Source organism: Cupriavidus sp. 01L43 (assembly GCF_056399925.1).
In genome coordinates this window covers 1-21,758 of record NZ_JBFTSH010000028.1, presented here as the reverse complement: position 1 = coordinate 21,758, position 21,758 = coordinate 1, and the positions used below count along the sequence as shown (strand labels likewise).

The following is a 21,758-nucleotide window of genomic DNA, read 5'->3' as shown; positions in this document are numbered from 1 at the left end:
CGGCGCTGGCCGCGCCGGGAACCTTAAGGAAGTACTGCTGCTGCCCGCTCAACGTTGCGCCGAGCGCGTCGAAACCCTCTGCCATCAGTCATCGCTCCGTAGCCGCCGCAGTGTCTGGCACTGCGCATGCGGCATACTAAAAGCGACGAGCGAACCACTACAATCGTAAAACCCTGAAATACGCCGGCAGGGCGTTTTCCCGCTAGCCCGGCAGCCCGACGGGGTCGCCCCCTTCGCTATCGTCCTTCAACTCCACCCCCGACCTTCCCAGCGCCACCGCCCCACGCATCAGGAACACCAGCCTGTCCGCCGCCATCGCGTATGGCAATCCCTCCGGTCTGACATTCGAGATGCAGTTCCGCTGCGCATCGGTCCGTCCGGGCTTTGGGTCGTAGGTCAGATAAATCCCAAGACTATCCGGCGAACTGAGGCCGGGCCGTTCGCCGATCAGCATCACGATCTGGCGGGCGCCTAGGAGATCGCCGATTTCGTCGCCGAGGGCCACGCGGGACTGGCGGGCTACCACGACCGGGCCGATGTGCCAGTCGGCCAGCCGCGCCAGCACGGCGCGCAGCAGTGGCACGGCGTGGCGTTGGGCGGCCAGCGCGGAGAGGCCATCGGCAATCACGAAGACGACGTCGGGCGTGTGGGCGGGCCGCTCGTTGGCCAGCGCTTCGTGGCTTTCGGCGTCCAGCCGGCGGCCGAGGTCGGGGCGGCGCAGGTATTGGTCGCGGTCCGGTGCCGCGCTGTGGACGTGCTGCGCGGCAAGTCCCGCCTCCTGCAAGGCCATGTCAATGGCCGTGACGTCGAGCGGCAGGTGCACCGCGTCACGCGCCTGCGCGTGGGCGAGGCCGAAGGCGAGCACATCCCCCGTCTTCTGCGCGTGGCCCGTGCGGCCCAGTGCCACGCGCGCCCGGGTGTACTGGCGCAACTGGGTCCAGGGATCGATGTCGGTGGGCGGCTTGGGCATGATCGGCTCCATCGTGCGTTACAGCGTGCGCGCCAGGTCCAGCAGCGGCGCGCGCGCCGCCGGCTCCAGCACCCGGCCGGCATCGTCGAGGATGCCCATCCGTTGCAGCCACGCTTCGAACTCGGGCGCGGGGCGCAGGCCGAGCACCTCGCGCAGGTACAGCGCATCGTGGAACGACGTGCTCTGGTAGTTGAGCATGATGTCGTCCGCGCCCGGCACGCCCATGATGAAGTTGATGCCGGCCACGCCGAACAGCGTCAGCAGCGTGTCCATGTCGTCCTGGTCGGCCTCGGCGTGGTTGGTGTAGCAGACGTCGCAGCCCATCGGCACGCCCAGCAGCTTCCCGCAAAAATGGTCTTCGAGCCCGGCGCGGATGATCTGCTTCCCGTCGTACAGGTACTCGGGGCCGATGAAGCCGACCACGGTATTCACCAGCAGCGGCTCGAACGCACGCGCCACGGCGTAGGCGCGCGCCTCCATGGTCTGCTGGTCCACGCCATGGTGCGCGTTGGCGGACAGCGCGCTGCCCTGGCCGGTCTCGAAGTACATGACGTTGTCCCCCACCGTGCCGCGCTGCAGCGCCAGCGCCGCCTGCCGGGCTTCGTCGAGCAGGGCCAGCGAGATGCCGAACGCCTCGTTGGCGCGCTGGCTGCCGGCCACGGACTGGAACACGAGGTCCACCGGCGCGCCCAGTTCCATCGCCCGCAGTGTGTTGGTGACGTGGGTCAGCACGCAGGACTGAGTCGGCACGTCGTAGCGCGTGCGCGCATCGTCGATCAGCCGTAGCAGCTTGACGATGGCGGCGAGGTTATCGCCAGCCGGGTTCACGCCGATGGTGGCGTCCCCGCAGCCGTAGAGCAGGCCGTCGATGATGGACGCGGCGATGCCGCGCGGGTCGTCGGTGGGATGATTGGGCTGCAGGCGCACGGCCAGCCTGCCTGGCAGGCCGATGGTGCTGCGCAGCCGCGTGACCACGCGGCACTTGCGCGCCACGGCGATCAAATCCTGATTGCGCATGAGCTTGCTGACCGCCGCCGCCATCTCGGGCGTGATGCCGGGCGCCACGCGGCGCAGCGTGGCCTCGTCGGTCTCGTGGCGCAGCAGCCAGTCCCGGAAACCGCCCACGGTCAGCGCGCCGATCTCGGCGAAGGCGGCGGCATCGTGACGATCGACGATCAACCGCGTGACCTCGTCGTCCTCATAGGGAATCAGCGCTTCGGAGAGGAAGTGTCCGAGCGGCACATCCGCCAGCGCCATGCGCGCGGCCATGCGCTCCTCCTCGTCCCCGGCGGCGATGCCGGCCAGCGCGTCGCCCGAGCGCGCCGGGCTGGCCCGGGCCAGCAGCGTGCGCAAGTCGGCAAAGACATGCCGGCGCGTGCCGACGGTATGGGTGAAGGGCATGGCGTCAGATCTCCGGGAGGAAAGCGTGCGCTGCGTGACATCAATATACGCGAGCTGGCACGCAAGTTTCACGCCCGATGTGACTTGCTATTGGCGCGCCGCGCGCCGACAATCGATGCGCCCAACCCTTCAACCCAACGCGAACGCGACAGCCGAGACATGCCGCACGTGGAACAAGACCGCACGCCAGGCCGCCCCCAGACCGGAGACGGCACGCCCAACCCCGATCCGCTCCACCCCGTCCGGCGCCTGACGCCGGGCAGCTGGTTCAGTGTCACGGCGGCGTCATATGCGCTGACCGCCGGCGCGCTCCTGCTGGTGATGCAGGCCAACCTCGTGGCGGCCCTGCTGTCCGGGCTGCTGCTGTATTCGCTGGTCGAAGTGCTGGCCCCGCGCCTCACACGGCATTCCCGGCGGGACGCGCTGGCCGTGCTGATCCTGTCCGCGATCATCCTCTTCGCCCTGAGCGGCGGCATCTGGGCGCTCGTGCGCTTTATCAGCGGCGACGGCAACACGCTCGAACGGCTGATGGACCACGCCGCCGACATCATCGACCGCTCCCGCAACCAGATGCCGCCCTGGGTGAGCGACTCCCTGCCGCGCGGCGTGGAAGAACTCGCCACCACGCTGATCACCACCCTGCGCGAGCACGCCCAGATGGCGCAGCGGCTCGGCGCGGACATCCTGCGCACGCTGCTGCATATCCTGATCGGCTTCGTGATCGGGGCGATGGTAGCGCTGTACCGCGCCATCTCGCGCCCCAATCGCCGTCCGTTGGCCAGCGCACTGATCGCCCGTGCGAGCACGCTGCAAGTGGCCTTCTCGCAGTTCATCTTCGCGCAGGTGCAGATCTCGCTGATCAACACCATCCTGACGGCGATCTACCTGCTGGTGGTGATGCCGCTGTTCGGCCAGCACCTGCCGCTCTCGAAGACGCTGGTGGCCATCACGTTCATCGCGGGGCTGCTGCCGGTGCTCGGCAACCTGATCTCGAACACGGCGATCTTCGTGGCGTCGCTGTCGGTGTCCCTGCCGATTGCCGTGGTGTCGCTGGTATACCTCGTGGTGATCCACAAGCTCGAGTACTTCCTGAACGCGCGCATCATCGGCGCGCGTATACAGGCGGCCGCTTGGGAGCTGCTGACGGTGATGCTGGTGATGGAGACGCTCTACGGTATACCCGGCGTGATTGCGGGACCGATCTTCTACGCCTACGTGAAGCGCGAACTGTCCACGGCGGCGCTGGTGTAGGCGATTGTTAACTCGTTGAATGCATTGGCATTCAATGCGCAGCAACGGGTACGCTCCCGTTGCCGCGCGATGAGATTGCGACGGATCAGCCCTCGTTTGCGGCCTCGCGCGGCAGGAACTGGTTGCCCTCCGCCAAGGGCGCGTAGCGGTACGTGGCCGGCGTGCGGCTCAACTTGACCGGCGCGCCGAGGCCCTTGTAGCCGCCGGGCATCTCCACCACCATCTCGCGGTGCGCGGTGTGCGGATGCTGGAGGGCGTCCGGCACCGACAGCACCGGCGCGCACGGCACCCCGGCCGCCGCCAGGGCATCGGCCAGCGCCTTGCCATCATGCGTGCCCATGCGCGCTTCCAGTTCCACTTTCAGCGAATCGCGATTGACCGAGCGCGCGCCGGCGGTGGCGTAGCGTTCGTCATCGGCCAGCGCGGGCACGCCGAGGTGCTCGCACAGGATACGGAACTGGCGGTCGTTGCCCACGGCCAGGAAGATCGGGTCCGTGGCCGTGGCCACCGTGTCGTACGGATAGATATTGGGATGGGCGTTACCGGTGCGTGTCGGTGTCTTGCCGCTCATGAACCAGTTGGCCGCGTGCGGATGCAGCAGCGAGAGCCCCGAGTCGTACAGCGCCGCCTCGACGAACTGGCCGCGCCCGCTGCGCGCGCGCTCCTGCAGCGCCAGCAGCACGCCCAGCGCCGCGTTCAGGCCGGTGACCATGTCCACCACAGGCAGGCCGGCGCGCAGCGGGTCACCATCGGCCTCGCCATTGATGCTCATGATGCCGGCCATGGCCTGGATCGCCGCGTCGTAGCCGGGCAGCCCGCCCAGCGGGCCATCGGCGCCAAACCCGGACACCCGGCAGTGCACCAGGCGCGGAAAGCGCTGCGACAGCACGTCGTAGCCCAGCCCCCATTTCTCGAGCGTGCCGGTCTTGAAGTTCTCGACCATCACATCGGCCTCGGCCAGCAGCGACAGCAGCACCTCGCGGTCCGCATCGGCGGTGAGGTCCAGCCGCATCACCCGCTTGTTGCGGTTCAGGCCGAAGTAGTACGACGCCACGCCGTCGCGGAACGGCGGGCCCCAGGTGCGCGTGTCGTCGCCCTGCGGTGGCTCGATCTTGAGCACGTCGGCGCCGTGGTCGCCCAGGATCTGGCCGCAGAACGGCCCGCCCAGGATGCGCGACAAATCAACCACGCGGATGCCGGCCAGCGCGCCGGGAGTGGAGGGCGTCGTCATGATGGTGTCTACCTCGCTATCGTTTTTTTGGATGGCTTGCGCGCGTCAGTCGAGCTGCGCACCCGACTTTTGTACCACGGCGCGCCACTTGGTGACTTCCGACTTCACAAAGCCGCCGAGCTGCTCGGGCGAGGTGGACGGCGCGAACTCCAGCCCCTGCGCCACCAGCGTCTGACGGACTTCGGGCTGCTTGAGCGCCTCGGCGAAGGCGCCGTTGAGCTTGCGGATCACCTCCGGCGGCGTGCCGGCGGGCGCCACCACGCCGAAGAACACGGACACGTCGAAGCCGGGCACGCCCTGCTCGGCCACGGTCGGCACGTCAGGCAGCGCCTGCGAGCGGCCGCGCGTGGTCACGCCCAGCGCGCGCACCTTGCCGCTCTTGATGAATGGCAGCGCGGTCAGCACGTCGGTGAACGTCATGCTGACCTGCCCGCCCAGCAGGTCATTGAGCGCCGGGCCGGTGCCCTTGTACGGAATGTGCTGGAAGTCGGTGCCGGCGAGGTTGTTGAACAGCACGCCGGCCAGATGCGACGACGCGCCGTTGCCCGACGACGCATAGGTCAGCTTGCCCGGATGCGCCTTGCCGTAGGCAATCAGCTCCTGCACGTTCTTGGCCGGCACGTTGGCGTTCACCACCAGCACATTCGGCAGATGGCCGATCTGGATCACCGGCGCGAAGCTCTTCACCGGGTCGTAGTTGATCTTCCGATACAGGCTCACGTTGATGGCCAGCGGCGCCGAGGTGCCGAACATCAGCGTGTAGCCGTCCGGCTCGGCGCGCGCCACCGCCTCCGCGCCGATATTGCCGCCGGCGCCGGCGCGGTTCTCCACCACCACGGGCTGGCCCAGGCTGCTCTTGAGCGCGGCGGCCAGTGTGCGGGCCATCGCATCGGTGGGGCCGCCCGGCGGGTAGGTCACCACCATCATGATCGGCTTGGTCGGAAAGTCCTTCTGGGCGAAGGCGGGCGCGGCGGCAAGGCCGAGCGTGGCGGCGGCGAGCGCGGTGAAGGCCGCCAGGGCCGCGCGGCGGTGCCAATGAAGCTTGGGGGGCATGGTTTGTCTCCGGGTGAGGCTTTTTTGTCTATTTGGAACGCAGGAACACGTCAAAACAGGTCAAAACACGTTGATCTCGTCGAGTTGGCCGGCGGGGCGCAGCGCGCCGTCCTCGGGCGGCGCGACAGTCTCGGCCAGCCATGCCGGCTCGGCGCCGCCGGCCAGCGGGTCCTGCGGCAGCACGCGGTGCACGAGCACCAGTTGCGCCAGCCGCATGCGACGAACCGAGCCGATGCGGCCCGCTTCCCACGCCATCGCCACGGCGCTGGTCACGTGGTACAGCGCGGAGGCGGCCTGGCGGGCCAGCACATCGCCTTCGGCACCGGCCTCGGCGGCGCGGGCGGCCAGCGCAGCGGCGTTGGCGATGGCCTGCGCGAAGGTGGCCCGAGCCGTGGCATGCATCGGCGTATCGGCCAGCAGGCCAGCCAGATACGTCTGGAGCACGGGCAGCGAGCCCTCGCGGCGGATGGCGCGCAGCACATCCAGCGCGACGATATTGCTCGTACCCTCCCAGATCGACCCCAGGTGCGCATCGCGCACGAGGCGCGGGTCGCTCCATTCCTCGATATAGCCGCAGCCGCCGCGGATCTCCATGGCGTCGCCGGTGACCTTGCGCGCGTCGCGGCAGGCGCGGAACTTGATCAGCGGCGTCAGCACGCGCATCAGCGGGTAGGCATCGGCCTCGCCGGCGTCGGCGCGGCGCAGCGCCTCGGCGGTCTGGAACACCATCGTGCGGGCCTGCTCGGTGGGCAGCGTGAGCTTGAGCAGCTGGCGACGCATCAGCGGCATGTCCACCAGCCGCTTGCCGAACGCGCGCCGTTCCCGGGCGATGAACTGCCCCTCGGTCAGCGCGCGGCGCATCAGCCCGGCCGCCCGCACGCCGTTGGAGAGCCGCGAGTTGTTGATCATGTCCGCCATCTGCACGAAGCCCCGGCCCGGCTCGCCCACCAGCCACGCGTGCGCGCCTTCGAGCCGGATCTCGCCGCTGGCCATCGAGCGCGTGCCGAGCTTGTCCTTGAGACGGATGATCCGATAGTGGTTGGCGCTGCCATCGGCCAGCGTGCGCGGCAGCAGGAACAGCGAGACACCCTTGATGCCCGGCGTGGCCGTGCCGTCCGGCTCCTCCATGCGGGCCAGCACCATGGCCAGCGCGGCGTCCGGGTTGGAGCAGAACCACTTGTCGCCTACCAGCCGCCAGCCGCCTTCCACGCTGTCGTCCCGAATCGCACGCGTGGCGGTGGCCGCCACGTCGGAGCCGGCGCCCTGCTCGGTCATGAACATCGCGCCCTGGTACAGATCGTCGAAGACCTGCGTGGTCAGGTTGGGCAGATAGCGTTCCACCAGCGCCGGGTCGCCGAACTTGCGCAGCGTGCGGGTCAGCGAGTCCGTCATCGACAGCGGGCAGCACAGCCCGAACTCGGCCTGGACGAACAGATAAGTCAGTGCGTACTTCGCCGCAGGCGGCATGGGCTTGTCCCAGCCGAGCACGCCGCCGCGATGGGAGGCCGCGGCGAGGCCGAATTCGGCGAACGCCACTTTCTCCAGTTCTATATAGGCAGGATCCTTGTGGATGGCCTGCGCGTCGAGGCCGGTGCGAGTGCGATGGGAGAGCGTGGGTGGTGCATGATCCGCCACATTGGCGAGGGTATCGAGCACGCCACCCGCCAGCGCGCCCATGCGCTCAAGATGCGGCAGCAGGTGATTGAACAGGTCGGCCGGCAGGTAGAGCGGCAGCAGCGCGCGCAGGTCCGGGTCGGCCGTGAACAGGCTCGTGCCGTGCCGGTCAGGCACCGGATGGGCGATATCTTGAGACGAATCTCGCGAATCGGTCAAAGAAGCGGACGGAATCCGGGCGGCGCTGGTCGGCATGGCTGTCTCCTTGTTTGGGATCCATTATTCGAACGCCAACGATTCGTGTCTAATTCTAAAATTGGCTTGATCCATACAAAATTTATATCGCCATGGAATTCCGTCATCTGCGCTATTTCCTCGTGCTGGCCGAGGAACTGCACTTCGGCCGCGCCGCGCGGCGGCTGTCGATCTCCCAGCCGCCGCTTTCGCTCAACATCCAGCAACTGGAGGCATCGGTGGGGGCGCGGCTGTTCGAGCGCGACAGCCGGGGCGTGCGGCTGACGGCGGCGGGGCGGGCGTTCAGGGAGTCGGCCACGGCGCTGCTGGCGCAGGCCGAGTCGGCGCGCCAGCTGGCCCGGGAGATCGAGGCGGGCGCGGTGGGCCGGCTGCGCGTCGGCTTTGTCGGCTCGATGCTGTACCGGGGCCTGCCCCAGCGCCTGCACGAGTTCCAGCACCGCTACCCCGGCATCCAGGTGGCGTTGACGGAACTCAACTCGCAGGAGCAGATCGACGCCCTGCTACACGGCGAACTCGACGCGGGCTTCATCCACACCAGCCGGGTGCCCGATGAACTGGCCACCGAACTGGCCCATCGCGAGCCCTTTGTCTGCTGCATGCCGGCAGGCCACCCGCTGGCCCCACGGGCCGAGGTGGCGCTGACCGACCTGCGCGGCGAGCCCTTCGTGCTGTTTTCGCGCAAGGCGTCGCCCGACTATTACAACCGGATCTTCGAGATGTGCGCCGCGCAGGGCTTCTATCCGCAGGTGCGGCACGAGATGCGGCACTGGCTGTCCGTGGTGTCGCTGGTGTCGCAGGGGATGGGCGTGGCTGTGGTGCCGGCGGCACTTGCGCGCTCGGGCATGGCGGGGGCGACCTTCCGGCCGCTGGCCGATGCCACGGTGCCGTCCGAGGTCTATTGCGTGTGGAAGCGGGCGCCTGATCATCCGGCGCGCGACCACTTCGTCGACACCATCCGGCTGGCCGCCGCGCAGGCCGGCGTTTAGAATCCGGTGCGCGATGTGCGCCAAAGAAAAAGCCACCGGTCCAAGGACCAGTGGCTCTGAAGTACGCGTGGAACGGGGTGTTCAGCGTGTCTGGAGCATAGCGCCCCCCTCCCGGCGGACCAATACCACAAATGCGGTATTCGATGGAATGCCGGCGCCCGGGCCCCAGATTAGTGCGAATACTGGCGTAATCCCTAGCCCGCGCGCGGACGTGGAGGAAACGCCCCCGCGTACGAAAACGGACGGCTTCTGCCGCGATCCGGTATGGCTTCGGCGCCGAAGCCGCACGAATGCTATACAATCGAGAACGATTTTTATTTACCTACGCGGGGCGGCGATCCTGCCTGCGCACTGGAAGCCTATGCGGTTGTCTGAACTGCCCCGGCGCACGGCCGCCATTGTGAAATCGGTGGACGATGCCACCGCGAACGATCCCATCTCGCGCCGCCTGCGCGATCTCGGTTTTGTGCCGGGCGAAGCGGTGCAGATCATCGCGTTCGGCCCCTTCGGCAAAGACCCGCTGGTGGCGCAGGTCGGCTTCACGCGCTTTGCGCTGCGCCGCGCCGAAGCGGCCCGCATCACCGTGGAAGTGGTAAGCGCCACCGTTTCCAGCATCGCCCCGGCTACCCAGCCCGACGCCTCCGCCGCCCAGCGCATCGCCTGAGGGCGTTGCCACAGGCCGATCAGGACCCCCTGCCAACATGTCCGTCGCACAACCTCCATCCGCCCTGCGCATTGCGCTGGTGGGCAATCCCAATTGCGGCAAGACCGCACTGTTCAACCGCCTGACCGGCAGCCGCCAGAAGGTGGCCAACTACGCCGGCGTGACCGTCGAGCGCAAGGAAGGCCAGTTCGTCTCGCCAGCCGGCCGCAGCGTGCGCATCCTGGACCTGCCGGGCGCGTACAGCCTGCACGCGGCCAGCCTGGACGAGGCGATCACGCGCGAGGTCTGCATGGGCCAGCGCCCCGGCGAGCCGCGTCCGGACCTGATCGTCTCGGTGGTCGATGCCACCAACCTGCGCCTGCACCTGCGCTTCGTGCTGGAACTGCGCCGGCTGGGCGTGCCGATGGTGGTGGTGCTCAATATGAGCGATGCCGCGGCAAAACGCGGCATCCTGATCGACCGCGACGCGCTGTCGCAGGCGCTCGGCGTACCCGTGGTGCAGACCGTGGCGGTCAAGCGCGATGGCGCCGCGGCGCTGATCGACCTGCTCGACGGCGTGCTGCCGCCAGCCCCGCCCGTGCCGCCGCAGTCCGTGGAGGCGATGTCCGAGATGGACACCCACGCCGAGGTCAAGCGCCTGCTGGACACCGCCGTGACCATGCCGACGCGCACCGCAAGGCTCGATGACGCGCTCGACCGCGTGATCCTGCACCCGGTGTTCGGCCTGGTCATCCTGGCCGTGCTGCTGTTCTTCATGTTCCAGGCCGTGTTCTCGTGGGCCGAGCCGCTCATGGACGGCATCGAAGGCGCCGTGCACCTGGCCGGCGAGGTCGTGGGCGGCTGGCTGCCCGCTGGCCTGTTGCACAGCCTGATCGTCGATGGACTGATCGCCGGCCTGGGCAGCGTGATCGTGTTCCTGCCGCAGATCCTGATCCTGTTCCTCTTCATTCTCACGCTGGAGGAGTCGGGCTACCTGCCGCGCGCCGCCTTCCTGCTGGACCGCCTGATGATGGGCGCGGGGCTCTCGGGGCGCTCGTTCATCCCGCTGCTGTCGAGCTTCGCCTGCGCGATTCCAGGGATCATGGCCACGCGGACCATCCAGGACCCGCGCGACCGGCTGACCACCATTCTGGTGGCGCCGCTGATGACCTGCTCGGCGCGGCTGCCGGTGTATGCGCTGCTGATCGGCGCGTTCATCCCCGAACGCACCGTGGCCGGCCTGTTCAACCTGCAGGGCCTGGTGCTGTTCGCGCTGTACGTGGCCGGCATCGTCAGCGCGCTGGTGGTGGCCTATGTGCTCAAGTTCTTCCGCCGTGACCGCACCGACCATCCGCTGCTGATGGAACTGCCGTCGTACCGGATTCCGAATCCGCGCGACATCGCCATCGGCCTGTGGGAGCGTGCCCGGATCTTCCTGTCGCGCGTGGGCAAGGTGATCCTGACGCTGACCGTGCTGCTGTGGTTCCTGGCCACGTTCCCGTCGCCGCCGGAAGGCGCCACGCTGCCGGCCATCGACTACAGCTTCGCCGGCATGCTCGGCCGGGCGCTGCAACACGTGTTCGCGCCGATCGGCTTCAACTGGCAGATCTGTATCGCACTGGTGCCGGGTCTGGCCGCACGCGAAGTGGCGGTTGGGGCACTCGCCACGGTCTACGCGCTCTCGGGCAGCGACGACGCGGTGGCCGTGCAACTGGCGCCGATGATTGCCGCGCAGTGGTCGCTGGCCACGGCGCTGTCCCTGCTGGCGTGGTACGTGTTTGCGCCGCAGTGCATTTCCACGCTGGCGGTGATCCGGCGCGAGACCAACTCCTGGGCGGTGATGGCGGCTTCGGCGGCCTACCTGACCGGGCTGGCCTACCTCGCGTCGTTCGTCACGTATCGCGCGGCGCTGGCATTTGGTTGAGACGAGGTTGAAACTGGCGACACCGACTTGGGTCCAACGGCCATGACGCTCTATCACGCCTTCGAAATCCTGGTGGTCGCGCTGATCGTGGCGGCTTGCGCGGTCCACGTGACGGGCCGCTACATGCCGCGCACGCGGGAACGCGTGAAAGCGTCCCTGGCCGTGCGCCTGGGTGGCGCCGGCGCCACCGGCTGGCGCGCATGGCTGGCGCGGCGTCTGGCGCCGCAGGCCGCCGCCGGTTGCGCCTCCGGGTGCGAGACGAATAGCGGCTGCGGCACGTGCGGGTCGAATACGTCCCCTGCGACCTCGGCCTCGGCCCCGCCGGAGAACGAGCAGATCATCCGGTTCGTGCGCAAATCCTGACGGCGCAGAGCCCATCCCGACAAAGAACGGCGGTCCTTGCGACCGCCGTTTTTGCGTTCTGGCCCCGGATCGCTGCACGCAGAAACGGGTACGCTCGTCCTGCCAGACCCGTCCGACGCCCGCAGAAACGGGTACGCCCGCCGCCGTCCTGCATCCGCAACGGGCAAAGAAAAAACCCGCCGCGCGGGAAGCGCGGCGGGTTCCATCGTCCAGCCGATTTACTGCACCACGCCGGCCAGCGTGATCGACACGGGCATCGCCTCGGGTCCGGCCGTGCAGCGCGCGGTCACCGTGAACGGCCCGTTGGCGAGCGGCGTGATCGATGCCGAGTTCGGCGCGATCACCACCTGGTTCAGGATGATGTTGCTGCTGGCAGTAGACCACGCCCAGCTGCCAAAGCACGGCGAGATGCCTTCGTCGATGCCGCGATGGAGCAGATGCACCGCGATCGTCGCCCCGATCCCCGGCGGCACCACCAGCGGCTGCGGACCGTTGTAGACCAACGCCCAGGTCGGCTGCTCGGTGACGAGCAGGTTGGCGCGCGGCGTCGCGGTCAGCGACAGGCTGCTGGCGAATTCGGCGAGCACGCTTTGCAGCGGTGACGCGCCATTCGGCCGGCTGGTGCTGACCGTGGTCAGGCGCGTGGCGCCATCCGGCAGCACGGCCAGCGACGGCGAGGTCGTGGTGAAGGTCCAGAGGCCGTTGAAGTCCGGCGTGACATCGCTCTCGTCATTACGCACCACCTTCGACGCATAGACCTGCGGATAGCCGTTCAGCACGTTCAGCGCATTGATCTGGGCGCCGTTCTGCGACAGCACCAGCCGGAAGCTCGCCACGCCCGTCTTGACCACCGATACCAGGAACGCGCCTGTCAGCACCGAGTTGTCTGGCGCCGTGACCGAGACCGAGACCACCGACTGGGCCACCGTGTCGGACGCATTCACGCCGCGCAGCATGCCTACGTTGATCGCGCCGGTGACCTGCACGGCCGCCGTGCTGCTGCTCCAGTTCCAGCCGCTGCCCGCCGTGGAGCGGTCCGCGCCATCACTGTCGATCAGGGACGCCGTGACGGGCAGCACCTGGCCGTCAGTCATCGACAACACCGGATAAGGCAGCGCGAGGCTGTAGGTACGCGTGCCGGGCGCCACCACCGTGATGACGGCCGAGACCTGCGGCAACGCCGTGGTGGCGTTGCTGGCGCCGGTGACGGTGGCCAGCAGGCTGATCGTGGCGGTGCCGGTACCGACGCCGGTCACCACGGCGCTGCCCGGCACTGTGCCATTGCCCACGGCCGCTACGGAACTGTTCGAAGAGGTCCAGACGAAGCTGGTGTTGCCGGTGACGTCGTTGCCGTTGTTGTCCACCACTGACGCAGTCAGCGAAATCGAGCTGCCGACGGAGACCTGGCCGGAGGTCTGGCTCATCACCACGGTGTACGACTTGGCAGCCGTCGCGCCATTCCCGCCATTGCCGCCGTTGCCACCGCTCCCGCCATTGCCGGCGCTGCCCGTCGGCGAGGTACCTCCCCCGCTGGACCCGCCGCCGCCGCCGCAGGCTGCCATCAGCGCCACGGTCGCCGCGCAGGCGAGCCAGGATATCCATCGACGTGTCGTCATGGTTTGTCCCCTTCTGTTGTAATGTCCCGTTCCCGTGCTACGAGACTAGGCGCGATCCGCCAGGCGATGTACTGGCCAGAGGACTGAGCGCCACCCCACATATCGGGATGAGGTCATCCCCGGTCTACGGCAAGCGGTTGACGCCAAGTGCGGATTTCGACTACGCTGGCGGCTTAACCCTTTCGCGCACGATGCACGCCTCCGCCCTCCTCCTCCGCCACGCCGTTGATGCCCCGCGCATCGATGCCGCCGTGCGCGCGTGCGTGGCGCGGGCTGGCCGGCTGTCGCGCGGCGGCCTGGCCGCATCCCCCTCCTCGCTACTACTAGACCTAACGACCGGTTGCCGGGCCTAGCGCCCCGTGGCAGTTCGGCAGCCGTCTATCGCCACCGTTTTCCCGTTTTTTCCCCGAATTTTTGATTTTTGCCTGTCGCATCTTCCCGCGAGGAAGGAGAACACCCATGTTGCGCAATCCCGCCGCCAAGTACCGCCCCGCCACCACCGTCAACCTGCCTGACCGCACCTGGCCGTCGCGCCAGATCACGCGCGCCCCGCGCTGGATGAGCACCGACCTGCGCGACGGCAACCAGGCCCTGATCGAGCCGATGAACCCCGCGCGCAAGCTGCGCTTCTTCGAGCAGTTGGTGAAGGTGGGCCTGAAGGAGATCGAGGTGGCCTTCCCGTCGGCCTCGCAGACCGATTTCGACTTCGTCCGCATGCTGATCGAGGAAGACCGGATTCCCGCCGACGTGAACATCGTGGCGCTGACCCAGTCGCGCGAGGACCTGATCCGGCGCACCGTGGAGTCGGTACGTGGCGCGCGCCAGGCCACCATCCACCTGTACAACCCGATCGCGCCGGCGTGGCGCCGCATCGTCTTCAATGCCTCGCGCGAGGAAATCCGCGAGGTGGCCGTGAGTGGCACGCGCCTGATCCGCGAACTGACCGATGCGATGCCGGAAACGGCCTGGACCTACGAGTATTCGCCCGAGACCTTCAGCCTGGCCGAACTCGATTTCTCGCTTGAGGTTTCCGATGCGGTATCGGCTGTATGGGAGCCGTCCGCCACCCGCCCGATGGTGCTGAACCTGCCGACCACCGTGGAATGCAGCACGCCTAACGTGTTCGCGGACCAGGTGGAATGGATGCATCGCCATCTGGCGCGGCGCGAGCATATCGCGCTGTCCGTCCATCCGCACAATGACCGCGGCACCGCCGTGGCCGCCGCCGAGCTGGCCGTGATGGCCGGCGCGGACCGCGTGGAAGGCTGCCTGTTCGGCAACGGCGAGCGTACCGGCAACGTGGACCTCGTCACGCTGGCGCTGAACCTCTACACGCAGGGCGTGGCCCCGGAACTCGATTTCTCGGATATCGACGAGGTACGCCAGTGCGTGGAGCACTGCAACCAGCTGCCGGTGCACCCGCGCCATCCCTACGTCGGCGATCTCGTCTTCACGGCGTTTTCCGGCTCGCACCAGGACGCCATCCGCAAGGGCTTCGCCCAGCAGAAGCCGGACGCGATCTGGGAAGTGCCCTACCTGCCGATCGACCCGGCCGACCTCGGCCGCAGCTACGACGCCGTGATCCGCGTGAACAGCCAGTCCGGCAAGGGCGGCATGGCCTACCTGCTCGAACAGGCGCATGGCATCTTCATGCCGCGCCGCCTGCAGATCGAATTCAGCCGCGCGGTGCAGGCGATGACCGACGAAACGGGCCTGGAAGCGAGCGCCGACGACCTCTACGCGCTGTTCCGCCGTGAGTACCTCGACGTGGACGCGCCGCTGCGCTATGTCTCGCATCGCATGGTGTCGACGAGCGAGGCCAGCGACGCCAGCGTGGAGATCGAGGTGGAACTGGTACGCGATGGCCAGCCGGTGCGGGCGCGCGGCGCGGGCAATGGCCCGATCGACGCAGTAGTCGACGCCTTCGTGCGCGGCCTGGGCCTGCCGGTGCGGGTGATGGACTATCACGAACATGCGCTGACCGCCGGCGCCGATGCGCGTGCGGCCTGCTATGTGGAAGTGCGCGTCGGCGATTCGCCGACGGGCTTCGGCGCGGGCGTGGATGCGAACATCGTCACGGCGTCCCTGCGCGCGGTGGTGTGCGGCGTGAACCGGCACATCGGGCGCGCCAGCCAGGAAGCACGGGCGGCCTGAGGCGGATTACGGCGGATTGAGTCCCGCCGCCGTGGAGAAAACCGGTGTGCCCCGCCCCCACGGGGCACACCCGGAAAGACGTCCTTGCGGACGCCCACGACATGCGCGATGCATTCACCACGTGCGCACAGCGTACGGGCCGCATCGCGCGGGCGCCACGAATAAATCCGCATGTAAATAGAAGGGAGCGGGCGCACGCCCGGAATCATCGGCTGTCGCGCGGCCGCCACGCGAGGCCGCGCGGCTTGCGCTGGGTCAAGGTGGGGATGAGAGGCAAAGGCCACACTGGTCGCACAGTTATTCCTCGCCTGTGCATACCAACATGACCAACATCTCTCTCACTCGCAAGACACTCTGCTCCACCCTGGCCGCGCTGGCGGCCTCCGCCGCGTTCGCGGCCCCGGCCATGGCTGCCGAGGAAGCCCAGGGCAACTGGATGGTGCGCATGCGCGGCACCTTCCTCGACATGTCCAACAAGTCCGACCCGGTGGGCGGCGTGGGCGCGTCGGACCGCATCCACGTCAACAACAAGTGGATTCCGGAAGTCGACATCACGTATTTCATCGTGCCGCACATCGCTGCCGAACTGGTGCTGACGATTCCGCAGAAGCAGGACGTCTCGCTCGATGGCCAGAAATTCGGCACGTTCAAGCACCTGCCGCCCAGCCTGCTGCTCCAGTACCACTTCATCCCGAACGGCACGTTCCGGCCGTACATCGGCGCGGGCGTGAACGCGACGCGCGTCTACGGCGCGGACATCGCCGGCAACACGCTGAACCTGGACCGCTGGAGCGTGGGGCCTGCCCTGCAGATCGGCATGGACTACAAGCTCACCAAGAACTGGTTCCTGAACGTGGACGCCAAGAAGGTCTGGATCTCCAGCAACGTGTATGCGGGCGGTGTGAAGGTTTCCACGGTCAAGCTCGATCCGTGGCTGTTCAGCGCCGGCGTGGGTTACCGGTTCTGAGGTGTTGATGTCGGACGCCCCGCTCCGCCCGGAGCGGGGGGCAATGCTCAGCGGAAGGCCGGCTCGTCGAAGCTGCGCAACTTCCGCGAGTGGAGTTCTTCCACGCCGTTCTCCCGCAGGATACGGATCGCCTCGAGGCCGATCGTCATATGCTGGCTCACGCGCTGCCGATAGAAGGTATTGGCCATGCCGCGCAGCTTCAACTCCCCATGCAAGGGCTTGTCGGACACGCATAGCAGCGTGCCGTAGGGCACGCGCAGCCGGAAGCCATTGGCGGCGACCGTCGCACTTTCCATGTCGATGGCAATCGCGCGGGACTGGTTGAAGCGCGCGTAGAGCGACTTCGACTTCAGTTCCCAGTTGCGGTCATCGGTCGACACCACCGTCCCGGTCCGCATGCGCGTCTTCATCTCGTTGCCGGACAGGCCGGTGATGCGGGCGACGGCTTCCTGCAGCGCCACCTGGATCTCGGCGATCGGCGGCACCGGCACCCATGGCGGCAGGTCGTGGTCGAGCACGTGGTCGTCCCGCACATAGGCGTGCGCCAGCACGTAGTCGCCAAGCTGCTGCGAGCGGCGCAGGCCGCCGCAGTGACCCACCATCAGCCAGCAATGCGGACGCAGCACGGCGAGGTGATCGGTCATCGTCTTCGCGTTCGACGGCCCGACGCCGATATTGACCAGCGTGACGCCGAGCTTGTCCTCGCGCACAAGGTGGTAGGCCGGCATCTGCGGCAGCGCGCGCGGGCGGGTGGCGTCGTCGGGTTCGCTTTCGCCGAGGTTCTGGGTCACGTCCCCCGGTTCGATGAAGCGCACGTAGCCGTCGCCGCCATCCCCAGACATCAGCGAGCGGCCCAGCGCGACGAACTCATCGACATAACGCTGATAGTTCGTGAACAAGACAAAACGCTGGAAGTGGTGCGGCGCCGTGCCGGTGTAGTGGTAGAGCCGCTGCAGGGCCAGGTCCACGCGCTCCGCCGAGAACAGCGAGAGCGGCCAGGCTTCGCCGGGCGTGGGCTCGTAGGTGCCATTGGCGATGGAGTCGTCGATGCGGCTCAGTTCGGGCAGCACGAACGACGCCTCCAGCTCGCGCGCCTGGGTGTAGCTGATGTCGGTGGTCGAAGCTTCGATGACGAACGGCAGCGGGATCGGCCTGCGCGACAGGCCGACGACCACTGGCACGCGGTGATAGCGCATCAGGCGCTCGATCTGGTCGCGGTAGTAGTCGCACAGCAGGTCCGGTCGCGTGACCGTGGTGCCGTACACGCCGGGGTAGGCCACCGTGCCCCACGAAGGGCGGCTGTCGGTCACCATGGTTTCGAGGTTGACCGAGATGCCGAGGTAGGGGTAGCACGCGTGTGCCGCCGATGGGAGGGGCTTGCCCTGCGCGAAGGCGTCGAAGCGCGCGCGCACGGCGGCGACCGAGCCGTCGTAGATCTCGCGAATGCGCGCCAGCGCGCTGTCCGCGTCAGAGAACTCGGCCAACTGATCGGCCGGATGGGCGGAAGAGAAGATCGAGGCGTTCATGGCGACCATCATACCGCGCGGCATCGCGCCGTGGCGGCAATCGATGGCGTTGCGTGGGAATACGAACGCTTGTGCGCTTTGCACCGTGCATTGTTTGACGCATCCATATCCGCTTCGCTACACTCTGTCGCCATTCGCGCCGCACATCGCAGCTTCGTGGCGCAAACGCCGCTGCGCTCCCCACTTTGGTTGGGGGTGTGGCACGCGACATGGTATCTGGCAGGAGGAGCCGTCGATGGAAATCCGTAACCCGTTGCCCGCAGAGATCGAGGCGGCCAGGCGTCTGTTGGCCGCCAACGGTTGGGAGCAACAGGTCGGCAATGCGGAACGCTTCGCGCAACTGATCGCCAATTCCCAACGCGTAGCCGTGGCCGTGGAGAAGGGCGAGGTGATCGGCTTCGCCCGCGCCCTCTGCGACGACATCGCCAACGGCTACATCTCGATGGTGGCCGTGGCGCCGCAGCATCGCCGGCGCGGCATCGGCCGGGCGCTGGTGCGCCAGGTCATGGGCAACGATCCCGACATCGTCTGGGTGTTGCGCGCGGCACGCTCCTCGGAAGCCGCCTTCTTCGGCCAACTCGGCTTTGCACCGTCGATGGTCGCCATGGAGTGGCGGCGGCGCTGATTTTCCGGCGCTGTTACTCCGCCGCTGTTACTCCACCACTGTTACTCCGCCATCGCGCGCCGGAAAGCGTCCGCCGAGCCCATCTGGCGGAACAGCTTGCCACCCGGCGCGAAGCGGTCCGCCGTCGACAGGCCGCCTACCACCACCGGTTCGAACCCCGCCTCACGCACCAGTTGCGCGGCCACGGCTAGCGCAGCCGCGTCGTCGCCAGCCATCGGCACCGCCATCAGCGCGCCCTGGCGATGGCTCTCGCGGGCAAACTCCGCCGCGCCCGTGAAGTTGAACACGCGCACGATCCGCGCGCCGGCCAGGTACTTGGCCGTGGTCGCGCCGATGCCGTTGGCTTTCACCTCCTCCACGATCGCCCCGTCGCGCGGCGAGACCGCATTGGTGGCATCGAGCACGATCTTGCCCTGCCATTTGTTCTGCTGGCCCACCTCGGGCACGGCGCCGTAGGGCACGGCCAGTAGCAGCACATCGGCAAAGGCCACCGCCTGCGCCACCGTGCCGGCCTGTGCCAGCGGGCCGAGCGAGTCCGTCAGGCTCTTCAGGGACTCCGGGTGACGCGAGGAGAACATCACGGGGTGCCCAGCCTTCACGAACAGGCCGCCCACGGTGCCGCCAATGCGCCCCGAGCCGATCACGCCGATCTTCGATTTGGCTGGCGTCTGCGCCATGGCCGGCAGCGCGCCCGCCACGACCACAAGCCCCATCGCCCCCAGCACCCTGCGCCGGCCCCGGTGCATGTGTGTCGATTCGTGCCCCATGGCCTCGCTCCAGCAGTTCCGATCTAGCCACTCTAGGCGAAATCCACGCCACCGGCGCTGTCATGGGAGTGTCATCGCCGCTGCCTAGACTGACGCGCGACCACGTGCCGTCTTCGGCACTTATCGATAACAACAACGAACAGGGGAAATCATGGGAAAGAGGACCAGGCAGGCAGCCTTTGCCGCGCTGATGTCGGCCACGCTCGCGCTCGGCGCCTGCGGCGGCGACGATGACAACGGCAGCGCCGCGAATGGCGGTGCCGGTGGCAATGGTGGCAACGGCGGCAATGGCGGCACCACGCAGCCGGCATCGGTGCAGCCGCTGTCGGGCGGATCGCTGTACGTCGGCGCCGTCAGCTTTGGCGACACGGTATCCGTCGAACTCGACAAACCCGCCGCTGGCCAGCTCACCCTGCGCTTCCTCGATTCCCGCTTCGGCCTGGCCGGGGCACTGGTGGGCCAGTACGTGCTGGAAGACGGCACCTACCGCGTGACCGGCCTCGCCGCCAGCGGCACCGACGTACCGGCAGCACTGGCTGCCGCCGCCGCCGCCATCACCTTCCGCTTCACGCTCGACGACGGCGTGCTCTCCGGCGCGCTGGGCCAGGTGCCCAACGTCAAGGCCGGCAACGGCGCCCTGCTCCAGGGCTATATCTCGGCCGGCAACCGTGGCGCGCAGCTGGCCGACATCGCCGGCAGCTACAGCTACCTGCGCCAGGCCGGCGACGCCGCCAGCGCGGGCCAGCTCAATATCGGCGCGGATGGCAACGTGCGCGTCTGCGCCGGGCTGGGCTACAGCGCCGACTGCGCCGGCGGCCAATCAGGCAAGCTGGCGGCCGATGCCGACCAGTCGCGCTATCCGGGCGCCTTCGCGCTGACGCTGGGGGGCAGCACGGTCGGCCGCCTGTTCGTAGGCCGCCAGCAGGGCCAGGTGGCGCTCTTCGTCGACGAAACCGGCGCCAGCGCCACGGCGCCCACCGGTAGCTGGGTCGTGCGCACGGCCACGGCCGTCGCCGCCAACGGCATCGATGGCGACTGGGTCTGCGCCGAGCCGGAACTCGACGACAAGAACGCCGCCACGGGCCGTACGCGCCGCAACATCGTCTCGGTGGCGGGCACCACGCTCGCCGCGGACAACATCCCCGTGGACGTGACGCTGGCCTACAACCGCGCCGGCGGGGCCGCCGCCAACGGGCTGGTCTCGGGCACGTGGCAGGCCACCGTGGCCGGCCAGGCGCAATCGCTCGGCCTGACCTGGCTGCCGGTGAGCAAGAACCTCGCGTACCAGCTCCGGCAGGTGCCGGGCAGCACGCGACAGCTTCCCGCCGTGTGCGCCCCGATGGCCCCGCCGACGCCGGTCTCGACCTACCTGACGGCCACTGCAGGGCAGAACATCCTCGTCACGCTGGCCGATCTGCGCCCCACCCAGCCGGCCATCGGCCGCGACCAGATCTACTACAAGCTCGGCCGCTACGCCGCGGACCCGATCAAGAAGTTCGACGACGCCTGCGAGACCAACGGCCAGAACAAGACCAGCACCTGGGATGCGGCCACGTCCCGCCTCAGCGACCTCGCCTCCTTCACCTGCACCAAGGCGGTCGGCAACAAGCCGGCCGACATGAAGACGCTGGTGGTGGGGCCGTACGGCGAGCCGTTCCTGACCGATGGACACCACTCGTTCACGTCGATCTGGGACGCCGACACCGGCGGCGCGCAGTCGAAGATGTGGATCCGCGTGCAGGACAACCTGTCCACGCTGAACCGCGCCACCTTCTTCCGCACGCTGCGCGAGCGCAAGCTGATCTGGTCGAAGGACGGCGCCAACCAGCCGACCTACCCGGCTGACCTGCCGCGCGCGCTGGGCCTCAAGAACGGCCTCGGCAACGACCCGTACCGCGCGCTGGTCTACTTCACGCGCGACATCGGCTACAGCCAGCCGACCGATGCCACCGAGTTCACGGAGTTCTATTGGGGCGATTGGCTGCGCGGCGTGGTGGACCTGAAGACGGTCAACCTGGACGACACCGCCAGCTACCTCGACGCCGTGCACCGCGCCTCGGCCGCCATGGTGGCGCTGGCGCCTGACGCCGTGGTCAGCAACGCCAAGACCGCCGCGCAACTGGGCGGCCTGACCACGCTGAACGAAACCGAGTTCACGGCGCTCTCGCAGCCGGTGGGTTCGACCAAGCCCGGCAAGCTGCCGTACGCGGTGGCCTACCGCCTCGGGCTGAAGCCGTAAGGCAAAAAAAGACGCCCGCTGCAATGAACTGCACCCCAAAAGTTGGACACCAACTTTTGGGGTGTTTTCATGTATCGGTACTCGGAGCAGTTCAGGCTGACAGTTATCCAGAGCTACCTGGACGGTCAGGCAGGCTATGGTGAGATCGCCAAACGCCATGAAATAGACAGCGG

Annotated in this window: 18 protein-coding genes; 10 read left to right on the top strand and 8 right to left on the bottom strand. The window is 68.0% G+C overall.

Annotated features, from left to right (window positions below):
• Positions 1-202 precede the first annotated feature (202 nt).
• Together eutC and AC1DP9_RS27270 are read right to left on the bottom strand one after the other, a co-directional pair.
• A complete protein-coding gene (gene eutC, locus AC1DP9_RS27275) occupies positions 203-970 on the bottom strand; it encodes an ethanolamine ammonia-lyase subunit EutC (protein WP_477109023.1) in 768 nt (255 codons plus the stop codon).
• Between the two features lie 18 nt (positions 971-988).
• A complete protein-coding gene (locus tag AC1DP9_RS27270; protein WP_477109022.1) occupies positions 989-2,371 on the bottom strand; it encodes an ethanolamine ammonia-lyase subunit EutB in 1,383 nt (460 codons plus the stop codon).
• 159 nt (positions 2,372-2,530) lie between these two features.
• Between AC1DP9_RS27270 and AC1DP9_RS27265 the strand changes: the two genes are divergently transcribed.
• Complete coding sequence (locus tag AC1DP9_RS27265; protein WP_477109021.1) at positions 2,531-3,622, top strand: AI-2E family transporter; 1,092 nt, start codon at positions 2,531-2,533, stop codon at positions 3,620-3,622.
• A gap of 85 nt (positions 3,623-3,707) precedes the next feature.
• Here the strand turns inward: AC1DP9_RS27265 and AC1DP9_RS27260 are convergent, their stop codons facing one another.
• From AC1DP9_RS27260 to AC1DP9_RS27250, 3 genes are read right to left on the bottom strand one after another with little or no spacing between them, the layout of a single operon-like run.
• Complete coding sequence (locus tag AC1DP9_RS27260) at positions 3,708-4,853, bottom strand: CaiB/BaiF CoA transferase family protein (protein WP_477109020.1); 1,146 nt, start codon at positions 4,851-4,853, stop codon at positions 3,708-3,710.
• A 45-nt stretch (positions 4,854-4,898) separates the two neighbouring features.
• Positions 4,899-5,906, bottom strand: a complete 1,008-nt coding sequence (locus tag AC1DP9_RS27255) for a Bug family tripartite tricarboxylate transporter substrate binding protein (RefSeq protein WP_092294313.1) — start codon at positions 5,904-5,906, stop codon at positions 4,899-4,901.
• A gap of 60 nt (positions 5,907-5,966) precedes the next feature.
• Positions 5,967-7,775 carry an acyl-CoA dehydrogenase family protein gene (locus AC1DP9_RS27250; RefSeq protein ID WP_477109019.1) on the bottom strand — a complete coding sequence of 603 codons (1,809 nt, stop codon included), beginning with the start codon at positions 7,773-7,775 and terminating at the stop codon, positions 5,967-5,969.
• 92 nt (positions 7,776-7,867) lie between these two features.
• On the opposite strand from AC1DP9_RS27250, the gene AC1DP9_RS27245 reads away from it, so the two are divergent.
• The 4 genes from AC1DP9_RS27245 (at position 7,868) to AC1DP9_RS27230 (ending at position 11,691) form a co-directional block, all read left to right on the top strand.
• Positions 7,868-8,761, top strand: coding sequence for a LysR family transcriptional regulator (locus tag AC1DP9_RS27245; RefSeq protein WP_477109018.1), 894 nt, complete (start codon positions 7,868-7,870; stop codon positions 8,759-8,761).
• Between the two features lie 361 nt (positions 8,762-9,122).
• A complete protein-coding gene (locus AC1DP9_RS27240) occupies positions 9,123-9,425 on the top strand; it encodes a FeoA family protein (protein ID WP_477109017.1) in 303 nt (100 codons plus the stop codon).
• 37 nt (positions 9,426-9,462) lie between these two features.
• A complete protein-coding gene (feoB, locus tag AC1DP9_RS27235; protein WP_477109016.1) occupies positions 9,463-11,328 on the top strand; it encodes a ferrous iron transport protein B in 1,866 nt (621 codons plus the stop codon).
• A 42-nt stretch (positions 11,329-11,370) separates the two neighbouring features.
• A complete protein-coding gene (locus tag AC1DP9_RS27230; protein WP_477109015.1) occupies positions 11,371-11,691 on the top strand; it encodes a DUF6587 family protein in 321 nt (106 codons plus the stop codon).
• Between the two features lie 218 nt (positions 11,692-11,909).
• Here the strand turns inward: AC1DP9_RS27230 and AC1DP9_RS27225 are convergent, their stop codons facing one another.
• On the bottom strand, positions 11,910-13,307 hold the full coding sequence (locus tag AC1DP9_RS27225) for a hypothetical protein (protein ID WP_477109014.1): 1,398 nt from the start codon (positions 13,305-13,307) through the stop codon (positions 11,910-11,912).
• Positions 13,308-13,766: 459 nt separating this feature from the next.
• On the opposite strand from AC1DP9_RS27225, the gene leuA reads away from it, so the two are divergent.
• Positions 13,767-15,461, top strand: a complete 1,695-nt coding sequence (leuA, locus tag AC1DP9_RS27220; protein ID WP_477109013.1) for a 2-isopropylmalate synthase — start codon at positions 13,767-13,769, stop codon at positions 15,459-15,461.
• Positions 15,462-15,783: 322 nt separating this feature from the next.
• A complete protein-coding gene (locus tag AC1DP9_RS27215) occupies positions 15,784-16,428 on the top strand; it encodes an OmpW/AlkL family protein (RefSeq protein ID WP_477109012.1) in 645 nt (214 codons plus the stop codon).
• A 47-nt stretch (positions 16,429-16,475) separates the two neighbouring features.
• Here the strand turns inward: AC1DP9_RS27215 and AC1DP9_RS27210 are convergent, their stop codons facing one another.
• Positions 16,476-17,966 carry an AMP nucleosidase gene (locus AC1DP9_RS27210; protein ID WP_092294397.1) on the bottom strand — a complete coding sequence of 497 codons (1,491 nt, stop codon included), beginning with the start codon at positions 17,964-17,966 and terminating at the stop codon, positions 16,476-16,478.
• A 223-nt stretch (positions 17,967-18,189) separates the two neighbouring features.
• Between AC1DP9_RS27210 and AC1DP9_RS27205 the strand changes: the two genes are divergently transcribed.
• Positions 18,190-18,579, top strand: a complete 390-nt coding sequence (locus tag AC1DP9_RS27205) for a GNAT family N-acetyltransferase (protein ID WP_092294295.1) — start codon at positions 18,190-18,192, stop codon at positions 18,577-18,579.
• Positions 18,580-18,620: 41 nt separating this feature from the next.
• On the opposite strand, the gene AC1DP9_RS27200 is transcribed toward AC1DP9_RS27205, so the two are convergent.
• Complete coding sequence (locus AC1DP9_RS27200) at positions 18,621-19,346, bottom strand: NADPH-dependent F420 reductase (RefSeq protein ID WP_477109011.1); 726 nt, start codon at positions 19,344-19,346, stop codon at positions 18,621-18,623.
• 151 nt (positions 19,347-19,497) lie between these two features.
• Here AC1DP9_RS27200 and AC1DP9_RS27195 point away from each other — a divergent pair, with 151 nt between their 5' ends.
• A complete protein-coding gene (locus AC1DP9_RS27195) occupies positions 19,498-21,585 on the top strand; it encodes a ParB/Srx family N-terminal domain-containing protein (RefSeq protein WP_477109010.1) in 2,088 nt (695 codons plus the stop codon).
• A gap of 69 nt (positions 21,586-21,654) precedes the next feature.
• Positions 21,655-21,758, top strand: a 104-nt coding sequence (locus tag AC1DP9_RS27190; protein ID WP_477109024.1) for a transposase, incomplete at its 3' end; no start/stop codon positions are given.

Excerpts from the sequence above, each read along its gene's own strand:
- eutC (WP_477109023.1), bottom strand. The coding sequence starts at position 970 with ATGCCCAAGCCGCCCACCGACATCGATCCCTGGACCCAGTTGCGCCAG.
- AC1DP9_RS27270 (WP_477109022.1), bottom strand. The coding sequence starts at position 2,371 with ATGCCCTTCACCCATACCGTCGGCACGCGCCGGCATGTCTTTGCCGAC.
- AC1DP9_RS27265 (WP_477109021.1), top strand. The coding sequence starts at position 2,531 with ATGCCGCACGTGGAACAAGACCGCACGCCAGGCCGCCCCCAGACCGGA.
- AC1DP9_RS27260 (WP_477109020.1), bottom strand. The coding sequence starts at position 4,853 with ATGACGACGCCCTCCACTCCCGGCGCGCTGGCCGGCATCCGCGTGGTT.
- AC1DP9_RS27255 (WP_092294313.1), bottom strand. The coding sequence starts at position 5,906 with ATGCCCCCCAAGCTTCATTGGCACCGCCGCGCGGCCCTGGCGGCCTTC.
- AC1DP9_RS27250 (WP_477109019.1), bottom strand. The coding sequence starts at position 7,775 with ATGCCGACCAGCGCCGCCCGGATTCCGTCCGCTTCTTTGACCGATTCG.
- AC1DP9_RS27245 (WP_477109018.1), top strand. The coding sequence starts at position 7,868 with ATGGAATTCCGTCATCTGCGCTATTTCCTCGTGCTGGCCGAGGAACTG.
- AC1DP9_RS27240 (WP_477109017.1), top strand. The coding sequence starts at position 9,123 with ATGCGGTTGTCTGAACTGCCCCGGCGCACGGCCGCCATTGTGAAATCG.
- feoB (WP_477109016.1), top strand. The coding sequence starts at position 9,463 with ATGTCCGTCGCACAACCTCCATCCGCCCTGCGCATTGCGCTGGTGGGC.
- AC1DP9_RS27230 (WP_477109015.1), top strand. The coding sequence starts at position 11,371 with ATGACGCTCTATCACGCCTTCGAAATCCTGGTGGTCGCGCTGATCGTG.
- AC1DP9_RS27225 (WP_477109014.1), bottom strand. The coding sequence starts at position 13,307 with ATGACGACACGTCGATGGATATCCTGGCTCGCCTGCGCGGCGACCGTG.
- leuA (WP_477109013.1), top strand. The coding sequence starts at position 13,767 with ATGTTGCGCAATCCCGCCGCCAAGTACCGCCCCGCCACCACCGTCAAC.
- AC1DP9_RS27215 (WP_477109012.1), top strand. The coding sequence starts at position 15,784 with ATGACCAACATCTCTCTCACTCGCAAGACACTCTGCTCCACCCTGGCC.
- AC1DP9_RS27210 (WP_092294397.1), bottom strand. The coding sequence starts at position 17,966 with ATGATGGTCGCCATGAACGCCTCGATCTTCTCTTCCGCCCATCCGGCC.
- AC1DP9_RS27205 (WP_092294295.1), top strand. The coding sequence starts at position 18,190 with ATGGAAATCCGTAACCCGTTGCCCGCAGAGATCGAGGCGGCCAGGCGT.
- AC1DP9_RS27200 (WP_477109011.1), bottom strand. The coding sequence starts at position 19,346 with ATGGGGCACGAATCGACACACATGCACCGGGGCCGGCGCAGGGTGCTG.
- AC1DP9_RS27195 (WP_477109010.1), top strand. The coding sequence starts at position 19,498 with ATGGGAAAGAGGACCAGGCAGGCAGCCTTTGCCGCGCTGATGTCGGCC.